The organism is Verrucomicrobiia bacterium, assembly GCA_035495615.1.
GTDB lineage: Bacteria > Omnitrophota > Omnitrophia > Omnitrophales > Aquincolibacteriaceae > DATJFP01.
This window is the reverse complement of sequence record DATJFP010000086.1, coordinates 1-11858: the sequence shown is the minus strand read 5'-3', so window position 1 is coordinate 11858 and position 11858 is coordinate 1. Positions and strand designations below refer to the sequence as shown.

Sequence of the window (11858 nt, the reverse complement as noted above, 5' to 3'; positions counted from 1 at the left end):
CTCGAATCGCCTAACCGCTTCCCGCAGGCATTCCGCCGTCTGCTCTTCGAAAAAAAGGCCGGTCTTGACGCTTTCCAGCGCGCCGCCTTTTTTGAGCGCGATAACCGGCGTGCCGCAGGCCTGCGCCTCGAGCGGGACGATCCCGAAATCTTCTTCGGTCGGAAAAATCAGCGCGCGCGCGCGTGAATGCAGCTCCCGTAGCTTTTCGTCGGACACCGAGCCGAGGAATTCGATTTGGGGGGCGCTCGCCAGGCTTTTGTAGGCCTGCTCCAGGGGGCCGGCGCCGACGATCTTGAGCGGCCGGTCGAGCTCATTGAAAGCCTGGATCACGACATCGACTTTTTTATAAGGGACGAAAGCCGAGACCACGAGATAAAAATCTTCGCCGGAAGCTACCGGATGAAAAAAACGGGTGTCGACGGGCGGATGAATGACTTCGGATTCGCGTCCGTAGTAACGGCGGATGCGTTCGGCCACGTTGTGCGAGTTGCTGATGAAATAATCCACGCCTTTGTTGACGTTCACGTCCCAGCCCCGCAGGCAGGACAGGATCCAGGAAATGACCGGCTTCAGGAAAAACGGCATGTTCCCGAAATAATCCTCGCCAAAGCCCCAGAGGTAGCGCATGGGCGTATGACAGTAGCAAACATGGAGAGCGCCTTGGGGCACGGGCACGCCTTTGGCCACGCAATGGGAAGTCGACAGGACCAGATCCGCTTCTTTGGCGCCAAGGGTCTTGATGATCTGGGGCAGAAACGGCAGCAGCCAGCGGTAGTAGCGCTTGATGCCGGGAAGATGGTGAAGGAAAGACGAATGGATGACCCGGTCCCGGAGCGAGGGGCTGAGCTTCGCCCGGTCGTGGAACAACGTGTAAATCGGCGCGTCCGGATAAAGCTCCGCAAGGCTTTCCAGCACCCTTTCCCCTCCCCGCATGTGAATCAGCCAGTCATGGACCAGGACAACTTTCATGGCTTGGACAAGACCCTTTCGTAGACTTCAAGAGTTTTGGCGGCCGCCTGATCCCAGGAAAAGTTTTCCAGCCTCTGCCTCCCCTTGAGCGTAAGCTCATTGCGCATCGCCGGTTCCTGCTCCATCCGGCACAGTGCCTGCATCATATCATGATCCTGAAAGGAATCAACCAGGCAGGCGGCCTCGCCCACCACCTCCGGAATCGACGACGTCCGGACGGCAAGGACCGGGGTGCCGCAGGCCATGGCTTCCAAAAGGGTCAGGCCGAAGCCCTCGTAGCGCGAAGGATGAACCAAGGCGAGTGCGCCCGCATAAAGCGCGGGCAACGCCTCGTCGCCCACGCCGGTCAGATGAAGGACCACGGGATCCGAAACCAGATCCTGCAGCTCGCGGAACTCGGGCGGGTATTTTTTGTCCTTGCGCCCCACGATGACCAGCGGGGACTTTAATTTCTTCTCTTGATGAAGCTTGCGGAAGAGCCGGATCAGCCAGAGCACGTTCTTATGCGGCTTCAGCGAGCCCACGTACAGGAAATATTCCGGCGGCACGTGCAGGCCTTGGCGGATTTTCAAAGTGCCGGCCGGGTCTCCCGGAACGCAAAAGTCCGGGTCCACGGCCTCGTGGATGACCGTGATCTTTTTCGCCGGCGCCTTGAAATGCCGGATCAGGTCTTCTTTTGTATTTTCCGAAACCGCGATGATATGGTCCGAACCGTTCACGGCACGGGACATCATCATCCCGGCATACGCAGCCTGGAGCGGTGAGAAATAATCTTTGCGGAAAATCCAGTGGATCAAATCATGAACCGTGACCACCAGCCGCGTCTCGCCTTTCCAGAGCGGCACGTTGTAATGCGGCGCATGCCAGAGCCGGCAGCCCGCGAGGCGCCGCGGGTATTCCGCCTGTTCCTTCAGGGAGTAAATCGGAGCGCGGAAATCCAGGATCTCGGCTTCGCGGAAAGCCTCGAGCGCTTCGGCCGGCCCGTGGAGCGCGATGTCGATTTTTTTTAATTTGCCATTGCGGCGAAGGCTGCCCAGGATCCCGCGGAGGTAAGTGCCGATGCCGGTATGGCGCACCATGCGGGCATCAAGGGCCAGACGGCGCGGGTTCATGTCCTGCTCCCGGCCCCGAGCAGGCTCTGCACCGCCTCGAGGACCTCACCCACCGTGATTTCCTGAAGCGGCCGCGCGATCAGACGCAGTTTCTCGCTCCAGGGTTTCCAGGCTTCGGGATTGTTCACGGTGGAGAAAATGGAAATGAGAGGCACGCCCTGGGCGGCCGCGATGTGGCCCGGGCCGGAATCATTCCCGACGAAAAGGTCCGCGCCCGACAAAAGCGCGGGCAATTCGTGAAGCGGGATTTTCCCGCGCATGTCCAGCACGCCCTCGCTTTTCAAAGCCCGGGGCAATGCGATTTCTTCTTTGTCGCGAGCATCCCCCACGATGACGACCCAGGCCCAGTCTTTTTCCCGGACGCCGGCGATCAGCGCGTCGAAACGTTCCTGCGGCCAGCGCTTCTCAACATGCGCCGCGCCGGGATGAACGGCCAGTATTTTATGCCCGAGGCTTTTGCATTCCCGCAGCCCCTCCGGCATCTGCGGATCCCGGACAAGCGGCACCGGATGGAGTTCGCCCGGGATGCCCAGCGATTCAAGCAATCGCCGCGACAGCATCGAAGGGTGCGCGCCGCGGTCATGTTCAGGCTGATGCGTGAGCAGGAATCCGCCGCCGGTTGCGCCGTAGCCCGCACGGAACCGAATGCGGGAGCGCCAGAGAAGAAGGATGTTCCGCAAGTCGCCGCGGAAATCAATGCCGAGATCGTAGTTTTCTTTTTGGAATTGGCGGATAAGGGTTTTCGCCTCGCGGCAGGATTCACCGGACTTCTGCTCCCGTGCAAACCAATTGTGCTGGTAAGAAATGAGTTTCAAATTCCATTTTTGCGCGAAAGGCCGGAGCAGCGGTTCATAAGACGTGGGAATCAGCCAGTGAATTTCTGCATTCGGGAAAAACCCCCGGACGCGCGCGGCGGCAGGCAAGGTCATGACAAGGTCGCCCACATGATCAAGGCGAACGAGCAGGATTTTTTTGACACGGGCCGGATCGTAAGAAGCCGCCCTGGCGCGGACGGAAAAAAACACGAGGGCTCCGGCCGCATCGAAAAGCAATGCCGCCAGTCGTTTGGGCCAGGCTTTGAACAGATAGCGGTTTCGCAGCACGGAGTGCCGGTTAGAACAGGGTGTAGATGAAAGGGGCCACGGCCGAGCTCTGGGTGAAAATGATGAGCGCGCCGAGCAGGACCAGCGTGATCAGGATGGGCGCCAGCCACCATTTTTTGCGGACTTTCAGGAATTGCCAGAACTCGTTCAGCAGTTCAAACCTGGACATGGCCCTCTCTCTTTCTTTGTTCCGGATGGTGAAAAGTGGCACCAAGATAGCAAAAAAACGGCCTGAAATAAATGGTAAAAAGGTTAGAGGTCGTTTCGTAAGGGGTGGTCAAGTCCAAGAAACGTCAGAGACGAGGATGACAAGGCGCGTGAAGCAGACGATGCCGAAACGCATCGTCGATACAACGCAACGAAGTCAGCCGAAGTCTATGGCGTTTCGACACGCAGCCACTCCTTGCGAAATGACCTCTAGTACTGTCTCTCGTAGCTCTGGGGATTTTCGGCGTTTTCCTTCTTTTCCCAGTAGGTTTCCTTGTCCTTGGAGTAGACCAGGTCGAGAAGGTGCTCTTTCCTGAGCTTGGCCAGCAGGCTCAGCGGCGTCAGGACCAGGAAAAAAACAAGTGTCAGGATGACGCGCGACATGACCGCGCCGATCACCAGCGCCAGCCCCATCCAAAGCCGGTAAGGGATTTTCAGGACCGAAGGAAACGCAAAGCCCGGGACCAGGAGCAGGACGGACACGGCCAGGAAGACCTTGCCTGTTTCCGGATGATGCCCTCGCCAGACCACAAAGGCGCCAAGCACGGCGAAAATACCGCCGACGAGCCGGCCGAATTCTTTCAGCTTCTTGGGAGATGTATCGATTTTTTTGATTTCTTCGAGAAGTGTCATGATCAGTCCAGTTCGAATTCTTTGAGCCAGTCCACGTCTTTGCCGAGCGGTTTCTGGTCTTTCTTTTCGAGGATGTAGTTGCCGAGCACGAGATAGTCCATGTTGGTCCGCATGAAGCAGCGGTATGCGTCCTGGGGCGTGCACACGACCGGCTCCCCTCTCACGTTGAACGAGGTGTTGATCACGACCGGGCAGCCGTATTTGTCGTCCATGGCTTTCAGCAGGGCGTGGAAGCGCGGGTTTTCCCGCGGCGTGACCGTCTGGATTCTCGCGGAGTAGTCCACGTGCGTGATGGCCGGCAGATCCGAGCGCTTGCGCAGGAGCTTGTGGATGCCGAAAAGCTTCTGTTCTTCTTCGGTCATCTCACGGCAGATTTTTTTCGCGACCGGCGCGACCATGAGCATGTACGGGCTGTCCGCGTTCATCTCAAAATAATCCGAAACTCTTTCGCGCAGGACCGCCGGCGCGAACGGACGGAAGCTTTCCCGAAATTTGATCTTGAGGTTCATGACCTCCTGCATTTTTTCCGAGCGGGCATCGCCCAGGATCGAGCGCGCGCCCAGAGCCCGCGGGCCGAATTCCATGCGGCCCTGGAACCAGCCGATGACTTTTTCGTTCGCGATCAGGTCCGAGACGCAGCCGGCAAGCTCCGCGTCCGGCACGAAAACGTGCGGGATGTTTTCGGCTTTGAGGAAGGCTTCGATTTCCCCGTTCGAAAAACCGGGCCCGAGAAGTGCGCCCTGCATGAAATCGATGCCCTGAGCCTGGCGCGGGTTGTTCTGGTATTGATACCACGCGAACAGGGCCGCGCCGAGGGCTCCGCCCGCATCTCCCGCCGCCGGCTGCACCCAGACATTTTCGAAAGGTCCGTTCTTCAGGATTTTGCCGTTGGCCACGCAGTTGAGCGCGACGCCGCCCGCGAGGCAGAGATTTTTTTTGCCGGTCTTGCGGTGCACGTGGCGCACGATGCGAAGGACGATTTCCTCCGTCACCTCCTGAATCGAGCGCGCGATGTCCATGTCCTTTTGCGTAAGCTTGGATTCGCGGGCGCGCGGCGGTCCGCCGAAAAGCGCGTCAAACGCCTTGTTGGTCATTTTGAGGCCCGCGGGATAATCGAAATACTTCATGTTGAGCTTGAACGAGCCGTCCTCCCGCAAGTCCAGCAATTCGCGGAGGATGAGGTCTTTGTATTTCGGCTCGCCGTACGGGGCCAGACCCATCAGCTTGTATTCGCCGGAATTGACCTTGAAGCCGGTGTAATAGGTAAACGCGGAATACAAGAGGCCCAGCGAATGCGGGAAATTGATTTCTTCCAGCAGCTTGATTTTGTTGCCTTCGCCCACGCCGTAGCTCGCGGTCGCCCACTCGCCCACGCCGTCCATAGTCAGGACCGCCGCTTCCTGATAAGGCGACGCAAAAAAGGCCGAAGCCGCGTGCGATTCATGGTGTTCCGTGAACAGGATTTTGCCTTTAAAGTCTTCGAGCTCTTTCTGGATGGCGTCCTTGATCCAAAGCTTTTGTTTCATCCACGTGGTCATGGCCTTTATAAAAGAAGGCAGGCCGAGCGGCGCGTACTGCATGTAAGTCTGGAGAAGGCGCTCGAACTTGACCAGCGGCTTGTCATAGAAGACCACGAGGTTCAGGTCGGCCGCCTTGATGCCGCCCGTCTTCAGGCAATATTCCACCGCTTTGGACGGAAAATCCGCATCGTGTTTTTTGCGGGTAAACCGCTCTTCCTGCGCTGCGGCGATGATTTTGCCGTCCTGCACCAGGCAGGCCGCGCTGTCGTGGTAATACGCCGAAATTCCGAGAATGTTCATTTTAGGTTCTTTCGGCCGGAGGTTCGGGCCGGAGCGGTAAGCCGTGACGCAAGTCTTGCGATCCGGCGGGATTGGCGTAAGCGTAAAGGAGACCGAGTGTAAACCAGAAGGACATGACGGATTGAGGGTTGTGAAAGACCGTGTCCACGGCCATGAAAAACAAGAACATGAGCACGCCGGCGAATACGCCGTCATAAATCCATCCCTCGCCGGGATCCGGCCTGCGGCGCATCTTCCGGTACGTGTCGACAATGAGCAAACCCCAAAATCCGAGCAGGCACGCCAGGCTGACCAGACCGGTTTCGGCGGCAGCCTGAAGATAGCCGTTGTGCGCGTAATAGTTCTTCACGCGCCAGTTTTTCCGCTTGTCGTATTTCTGATGGGCCTGGGCATAGGTATTGATGCCCGTGCCGGTAAGCGGCTTGGCCACGATGACTTGGAGCGCCCTGTCCCAGAGATGGTAGCGTTCGACCAGCGATTGTTCCCGCTCATGGATGTCCAGATGGATCAGCATGGTACGCGGCAGCCTCGAAATGCCCGCGGCCAGGACCAGGGCAAAGATGCCGAGAATCAGGAATTTTCTTTTGAGGACGAGCATGACGAAAACGCCGCCTGCAAAGGCCAGCATGGCCCCGCGGGAGCGCGTCTTGAACAAAAGCACCGCCGCGGCTACGGCAATAAAAAGCGCGGCCATGCGGTAAAACGAAAACCGTGGAAACCGGGACGAGCCCACGGCCGCGACATAACCGGTCCAGGACAATAAATAGGAAGCGAACAAGCCGTAGGTCTTGAAGGAAGAAGAAACCCGCGGTCCGGCCTTGGAATCCTGGAGTGGAAATCCGCGGAGAAGGTCCGAGCCGCTGAGGTATTGGTAAAAGCCGTTCAGCACGATGAGGCCAAAGATCAGGATGGCCGCTTTTTCGAAAATCTTCTGGCGGGACGGCAGGGTGAGAAGATCCGCGCTCATCACGAAGATCATCACGTGTTTGACTACTTTAATGAGGCCGCGGAAACTCTGCCGCGGGTATTCCGACCAGAAATAGGACAGGATAACGATGAGGACGTAGCCGAGAAGAAGGAGCGCGGCCCTGCGGTCCAGGCCTTCCAGCGGCATGCGGCGCAGGGACAGGCGGTAAACAAGCCAGGCCAGGACGGCCACGGTAAAAGCGATTTCCGCGAGCGCGGGCGAAAACGCGAGCGCCGCCCACAGGACGGCCAGGGCATAGAACGCGACATCGGCAAAACGGTCGGAAACCGGTAAGCGCATGGTCCTATCGGGTTTGGGACAAGTCGGCTTGCTTGGCCCTAATTTCAAAACGGTTGGCACCGCCGGCGCCCGGCACGGGAAGAGGCAAAAGGAACTTCACTCCCCTTTCTTCGAGGACGCCGATTTTTTTCAGGATCTCGCGCGCGAAATTCCACGCAAAAATGACGACAAAGTCGGTCGGGTCTTCGTTCAGCCTCGCGCTCGGCACGATGGGTATTTTCATCCCGGGCACGAGAAGGTTTTGCTTGAGCGGATTGTCGTCGACCACATAGGCGATCTCTTCGGCCCCCAAGCCGTAGAAATTGACCAGCGTGCTGCACTTGGCCGGCGCGCCGTAGCCCGCAAGCCGCTGTCCGCGCGCCTTGGCCGTCAGCGCCACCGTCCGGAAGTCATCGCGGACCTGCATGACCTTGGCCGCAAATTCGTTGTAACGCGCGGTGCCCAGGAAGCCTTCTTTCTTTTCCTTTTCCATGTACCGGGCCGGAGCGTCCGTCACGGCATGAGGCCCGTTTTTCTTCTGGATGAACACGCGCAGCGATCCGCCGTGCGAGGGCACAAGATTGATGTCGAAAATCTCGAGGCCGAACTTTTCCAGGACGAAAGCGAGCGGTGTCACGCCGATGTAGGAAAGATGCTCGTGGTAAATCATGTCGAACAGCATTTCGTCCAGCATGACGGCGAGGTAAGGAAACTCGATCACGAAAAGCCCCTTCGGGTCGAGAAGACGTGTCACATTGCGCAGCACGTCGTGGATGTCGTCGATATGCGCGAACACGTTGTTGCCGCTGATCGCATGTGCCGGGCCGTGCTCGCGCAGGATCTGCTCGACGGAATCTTTCCCAAAATACGCGTTGATCGTGGTAAGGCCCTGCTTGTTGGCGGCTTCGCTCAGGTTCTTGGCCGGGTCCACGCCCACGGCGCGCATGCCCGCCTTCTTGTAGCAGGAAAGCAGAAGTCCGTCGTTGCTTCCGATGTCGACGGCGAGGGGGTTCTGGACCGAGGTCAGTTTCTGGGCCACGGACTGAGCGTAAGCGGCGAAATGATCCCGGAAAGTCTGGGTCGTGGAGCTGACATAGAGATAATGCGCGAACATCAGGTCCGGCGGCACGACGTGCGAAAGCTGGACAAGCCAGCAGCGCTCGCAGAGGACAAGGCTGAGGGGGCAGGTGAATTCCTCTTGATCGCGGTCCGCGGGCGCGACGTAGGAATTGGCGAGCGGCATGTCCCCCAGCTCCAGGAAAGGCTGGCCGAGGGGCGCTTCGCAGTAACGGCACTTGGGCTTGCGGTAAGCATCGCTTGCTGTCATTAAAACCTCTCGTGCTAGGCGTCCGGCATGGGAATGATCGACCAGAGCCGGCTGTGCCGGATCACCACCGCGCTTCCATTGGCCGCGGGCAGGCGCCGTTCCACCAGGTCCAGGATCAATCCCGCGACAAAATCGGGTGTTTGCTGTTTCTTCGCGTCTTCGCGGCCGAAAAGCGACGCGCGCATGGACGTCTTCATGCCGCCGGGACACACGGTCAGGCACTCGATCCCGGCGTCCGTGTTTTCCTTGGCAAGGCATTGCGTGAGCGCCATGATACCAAATTTGGCGGCCGAGTACGAAAAAAGATTCGGGACCGCGCGAACTCCCGCCATGGAAGAAACATTGAAGATCCGCGCCCCCTTTTTAGCGCGCAGCGCCGGGAGGAAATATTTGCATACGAGGAAAGCGGCCGTCAGGTTGACGGCCTGGGAATGCTCGTATTCCTTGAGCGTGATGTTTTCCACCCGCGCCAGGCGCGTGCCGTCCCCGGCATTGTTGATGAGGATATCCGGAACCCCGGCCTTGAGGATTTTTTTGACGCAGGCCTTGATCTCCGCTTCCGAAGTAAGATCGCACTGGAGAAGCGTGAAATTGGCGGGGTTCGGGGAGTCCCGCCGCACTTCGGCCCAGCGCCCGCGGGTCCGGCTGATGCCGAAGACTTTGTCGCCTGCCGCGAGAAAGCGGCGGGCCAGGGCAAGCCCTAATCCCCGGGTGGCTCCGGTAATGACGATGCTCCGGTTCATGCCGTTTTAGGCGGGGGTCGTTTGTTTGAGCTTCTGGTTGAGGTAAGCGCCTTCGATGACGGGATAAGCGATCGTGTCTTCCTCGTATTTTCCGCTTTCGCGCTGACGCGTGGTAAAGGCGAGGAACACGGAATCTTCCGTGAACTTCTGCGCGTGCGCGATGAGCGCCGGCGTTTCCACGATGTCGCCCGCCTTCACGTTAAGGACCTGCTTTTTTTCCGGCTGGCCCACGGGAAAGCAATGGCTTTCATAAGCGCCGCTGATGAGGTAAATGTACTGGTGGTCTTCCTTATGGTAATGATTCGCGCGGACCGTGCCCTTTTTGGAGGTGATGAGGGCGACATGCTCGAGACGTCCTTCGAAAAGATTGTGGATCGCCCCGCGCGCGTCGACGAAGGCGGGATCAATGTGACGGATAGTTTCCATGATTTCTCCTTATGGGTTTGAAGAATTCGTTTAGCTTTCGCTGAACCATTGGATCGTGCGGCGCAGGCCTTCTTCGAGGCTGTATTTCGGCTTGAAGCCGGTCAGCGTCTGCAGCTTGGTGATGTCGGGACAGCGGCGCTTCGGGTCCGACTGCGCGTACACCGCGTGCGGCGGGTCGATGTTCACGACTTCCACCTTGAACGGCATGGCTTCCGCCACTTTGTACGCCAGCTCGCGCACGGAAATTTCCGGATACGGGTTGCCGATGTTGAACGATTCCCCGCTTTCCTTGGCGAAAAGCACACGGAACAGCGCCTCGACGGCATCGTTGATGTAGCAAAACGAGCGCGTGTTGCGGCCGTCGCCGTGAATCGGCAGCGGCTCCTTGCGCAGCGCGTGCTCGATGAAGTTGGGAAGCACGCGGAAATCGTCCGGGCGGATGCCGGGGCCATAGACGTTGAACGGACGGACGATCTTGACCGGCACGTCAAACGTGCGCCAGTAAGCCAGGCACATGGTCTCGCCGAAACGTTTGGATTCGTCGTAGCACGAGCGCGGCCCGGTAATAGAAACGTTGCCGTAATAGTCTTCGTTCGTCGGAACATGCTTCGGATCCGGATCGCCGTAGACTTCGCTTGAGCTCGTGAACAGGAAGCTCGACACGCCCTTGCGGTACGCCAGCTCGAGCATATTGCGCGTGCCGATCGTGCCCACATCCATGGTCTCGATCGGGAACTTCGTGTAATACGCGGGCGACGCAATACCGGCCGCGTGAATGAGGTAATCCACCTGCTCGGAAGTCTCGAACGGCTTGATCACGTTGTGGCGGTGAAAGACCAGGTTCTTGTCCGAGAAAACGCGCTGCTCGTAGCCGGTCACGAAATTATCGAGGAGAAGCGCATGCGTTTTCTTGCGAAGGACTTTTTCGTTCAGGTGCTTGAGCAGCTGGACCATGTAGCGGCCCAGGAAGCCGTAAGCGCCCGTGATCAGGAAGGTGCGGTCTTCGAAAAGCGAGTGATAAGGTTCGAGCGCCTCCGCGAGATTCGCGATGTCTTCGGCAATGACTTCGGAATTGCCTGAGCGCGCGGCCGGCTTGCGCTTCGAGGCGGCAGGCTTCATCACCGGCGTATCGAGCGCGGCAAGCGTTTCTTTCAGGGCGGAGCCCTTCCCCTTTTCCAGAGCTTCGGGAGCTTCCTGGTTCAGTCCGCCCGCGATGTAGGCCTTGATGAGCTGCTGGTAGCCGATATCGCCTTTCTGCCCGGCCACGCCGCGCAGCTTTTCGAGAACGTCTTTGGGAATGCGGATGGAAATGAGCTGATTGTCGGCGCTCTTAGCTACAGCGGGACTCCCGTTCTTTTTTACGGCCTTTGTTTTGGCTGGCATCGCGTCTCCCTGGGGTTGGATTTGTATATACAGCCCGAAAATGTTCCCCTATTTGTATATACAAAAACGGCATCTGTCAAGAATATTTGAGCCGGAAAAAAGCGATGGCCCTCACGCGCTAGCATCTTTGAATTCCGCCGCCGCGGGGCGCCGGGCTTTTTCTTGACAGAAACGCCCCGTTTGACTATCGTTTTGCATGCCTCAAACCTCGAATCCCGACATTACTTTCATCATCCCCGTCTATAACGAGGAACTCAATATCAAGGGCGTTTTCCGCGACGTCTACGAGGTCCTGGAGCGTCATCCCGAATGGAACTGGGAGCTGATCGTCGTCGAAGACGGCAGCCGCGATAATACCAAAAGCGTCCTGGAAGAGCTCGGCCGCCAGTACCCGCGTACGCAGTTCATTTTCCATCCCGAGAACAAAGGCTACTGCCAGTCCATGCGGGACGGCATGGCCAAGGCGCGCGGCCGTTACCTGATGTACATCGGCGCGGACGAGGAATTCGACTGCTCGGAAATCCCCTCGTTCGTGGAGCCGCTTCTGGCCACGGGCGACAAGCACGCAGACGTGATCCTGGGCGTGCGCTGGCAGCGCAACGCCTACAAGCTGCATCGCTTTTTCATTTCCGTGATTTACATTTTCCTGCTGAACGCGATGTTCAAGCTGCGTGTCAACGACTACAACTGGTCGCAGGCCTGGAGCCGCGACCTTATTCAGTCCATCGAGATGCGCTCCAAGTCGCTGTTCATGCTTCCGGAAATCATCATCAAGGCCCATGACCTGGGCTTCAAGATCAAGGAAGTCCCCTCCAACCACCGCGGCCGCAAATGGGGCAAGTCTTCCCTCAACATGAAGATCATGGGGCATGCTCTCGTGGATGCCTTC

General features: G+C 58.3%; 12 protein-coding genes. 1 reads left to right on the top strand and 11 read right to left on the bottom strand.

Translation table 11 applies throughout. The features are described from left to right. From VL688_11055 to VL688_11005, 11 genes are all read right to left on the bottom strand, one after another. Positions 1-969 (bottom strand): glycosyltransferase (locus VL688_11055; protein ID HTL48585.1); only part of this gene is annotated, 969 nt, incomplete at its 3' end. Then, complete coding sequence (locus VL688_11050; GenBank protein HTL48584.1) at positions 966-2081, bottom strand: glycosyltransferase family 1 protein; 1116 nt, start codon at positions 2079-2081, stop codon at positions 966-968. The genes VL688_11050 and VL688_11055, both read right to left, overlap by 4 nt. Further along, positions 2078-3106, bottom strand: a complete 1029-nt coding sequence (locus VL688_11045) for a glycosyltransferase family 9 protein (protein ID HTL48583.1) — start codon at positions 3104-3106, stop codon at positions 2078-2080. The genes VL688_11050 and VL688_11045 overlap by 4 nt, the downstream gene beginning before the upstream one ends. Positions 3107-3194: 88 nt before the next feature. Then, positions 3195-3353, bottom strand: coding sequence for a DUF5989 family protein (locus tag VL688_11040; GenBank protein ID HTL48582.1), 159 nt, complete (start codon positions 3351-3353; stop codon positions 3195-3197). A gap of 248 nt (positions 3354-3601) precedes the next feature. Next, complete coding sequence (locus tag VL688_11035; protein HTL48581.1) at positions 3602-4024, bottom strand: SxtJ family membrane protein; 423 nt, start codon at positions 4022-4024, stop codon at positions 3602-3604. Between the two features lie 2 nt (positions 4025-4026). Continuing rightward, positions 4027-5844, bottom strand: coding sequence for a carbamoyltransferase (locus VL688_11030; protein ID HTL48580.1), 1818 nt, complete (start codon positions 5842-5844; stop codon positions 4027-4029). A 1-nt stretch (position 5845) separates the two neighbouring features. After that, positions 5846-7111 carry an O-antigen ligase family protein gene (locus VL688_11025; GenBank protein ID HTL48579.1) on the bottom strand — a complete coding sequence of 422 codons (1266 nt, stop codon included), beginning with the start codon at positions 7109-7111 and terminating at the stop codon, positions 5846-5848. A gap of 4 nt (positions 7112-7115) precedes the next feature. Further along, positions 7116-8417, bottom strand: coding sequence for a class I SAM-dependent methyltransferase (locus VL688_11020; protein ID HTL48578.1), 1302 nt, complete (start codon positions 8415-8417; stop codon positions 7116-7118). 14 nt (positions 8418-8431) lie between these two features. Then, the gene (locus VL688_11015; GenBank protein ID HTL48577.1) at positions 8432-9160 is read right to left on the bottom strand and encodes an SDR family oxidoreductase; all 729 of its coding nucleotides are present in this window, start codon (positions 9158-9160) and stop codon (positions 8432-8434) included. 6 nt (positions 9161-9166) lie between these two features. Continuing rightward, positions 9167-9586 carry a hypothetical protein gene (locus tag VL688_11010; protein HTL48576.1) on the bottom strand — a complete coding sequence of 140 codons (420 nt, stop codon included), beginning with the start codon at positions 9584-9586 and terminating at the stop codon, positions 9167-9169. Between the two features lie 30 nt (positions 9587-9616). Next, positions 9617-10969 carry an NAD-dependent epimerase/dehydratase family protein gene (locus VL688_11005; protein ID HTL48575.1) on the bottom strand — a complete coding sequence of 451 codons (1353 nt, stop codon included), beginning with the start codon at positions 10967-10969 and terminating at the stop codon, positions 9617-9619. 196 nt (positions 10970-11165) lie between these two features. On the opposite strand from VL688_11005, the gene VL688_11000 reads away from it, so the two are divergent. After that, a partial coding sequence (locus VL688_11000) for a glycosyltransferase family 2 protein (GenBank protein ID HTL48574.1) occupies positions 11166-11858 on the top strand: 693 nt, incomplete at its 3' end.